Source organism: Desulfovibrio sp. OH1186_COT-070 (genome assembly GCF_003860215.1).
GTDB lineage: Bacteria > Desulfobacterota > Desulfovibrionia > Desulfovibrionales > Desulfovibrionaceae > Desulfovibrio.
The window spans coordinates 1-1,305 of record NZ_RQYH01000087.1 but is presented as its reverse complement, the minus strand read 5'-3'; the positions used below and the strand labels follow the sequence as shown (position 1 = coordinate 1,305).

Annotated in this window: 3 protein-coding genes; all 3 read left to right on the top strand. The window is 51.7% G+C overall.

The window, feature by feature from the left end; all coding sequences use genetic code 11:
- Window positions 1-202: 202 nt before the first annotated feature.
- On the top strand, window positions 203-388 hold the full coding sequence (locus tag EII23_RS11915) for a type II toxin-antitoxin system HicA family toxin (protein WP_185702400.1): 186 nt from the start codon (window positions 203-205) through the stop codon (window positions 386-388).
- Window positions 389-523: 135 nt separating this feature from the next.
- On the top strand, window positions 524-952 hold the full coding sequence (locus tag EII23_RS11910) for a type II toxin-antitoxin system HicB family antitoxin (protein WP_185702399.1): 429 nt from the start codon (window positions 524-526) through the stop codon (window positions 950-952).
- A 62-nt stretch (window positions 953-1,014) separates the two neighbouring features.
- Window positions 1,015-1,305: PIN domain-containing protein (locus EII23_RS13695; protein WP_409360242.1), on the top strand; the 291-nt coding region annotated here is incomplete at its 3' end.

The window sequence follows — 1,305 nt, the reverse complement described above, 5'->3', positions numbered from 1 at the left end:
ACGCCCATAGGCGGCATGGATATGCTGATTGCCGCTCAAGCCATAGCCCAGGGCTTTACGCTCATAACGCACAATGTGAAAGAGTTCGCGCGGGTTCCCGATCTGAAATGCGAAACGTGGGTTGATTGAGAGGCCCCAAATCTTGACGGTACGTAAAATTTTACGTACTGAATGTGTATTGTCGCGTGGAAGGGGGCACTCATTGACTGCCAGAGAAATTTTGAAAAAGCTCACGACAGAATGGGGCTGTACCGTTGAGGAAGGCAGCAAGCATACCAAAGTCACAGCCCCGGACGGCAAATACACCTTTGTGCCACGGCATGCCAAAGACATCCCGATCGGCACGCTGGCAAGCATCGAAAAACAGATTGGCATAAAACTTCGTTGATCGAAGCGGGGAAGTTCTTCGCCCATCAAATACGGAACGCAGTGCCATGCACATGAAAAGCACTGGGACGAGAGCGCAAGAAACCGTTTTTTGTGCACCAGTCATATGCACATTTGTTTCCGGAGGGAAAGTACAGTGAAAACCTACTATATCGGAGCGTTTGTGAAGGAAGAAGCAGGAAACTACTCTGTGTACTTTCCGGACATTCCCAATGCCGTCACGGGTGGGTATTCTGTTGAAGAGTGTATGGAGTATGGCGAAGATATTCTGGAGGTTGTTCTTCAGCATATGGTTTCAGAAAAAAAGCCTGTTCCTGCGCCTTCTCCCCTTGAAGACGTGAAAGAAATGGTGCGGAAAATACGGGAGGAAGATGGACTTCCCATGCCCGAAGATGTGCTGTATCAGCTTTTCCCCGCTCCCAGCCTCGATATGGTTCCGGTCAGGGTAACCATCTCGCTGCCCAGGGCGATTCTGGAAGAAACAGACAGAAAAGCGAAAGCCTGCGGTTATACCCGCTCCGGCTTTTTAGCCCATGCAGCGCAGGTTTATCAGCCGGGCTGCTAGCCGTTTGCGGAATACATGAGACCCCAAACCAAAGAACAGGCCGCCGGAAGTGCGCAGGCATTTTGAGCGGTTTGTGCCGGGGGACATTGCCATATCCTCGATCACCGTTGCCGAACTCCAGTACGGGGTTGAAAAAAGCGCAGCCAGGGAGAAAAATTTTCCGGCAAGCCTTTCTTCTGCCTCTGGAAATTGCCTCGTTTGACGCAGGCTCTGCTCTTGCCTACGGAAAGATCAGGGCGATGCTTGAAAGGCAGAGCACGCCCATAGGCGGCATGGATATGCTGATTGCCGCTCAAGCCATAGCCCAGGGCTTTACGCTCATAACGCACAATGTGAAAGAGTTCGCGCGGGTT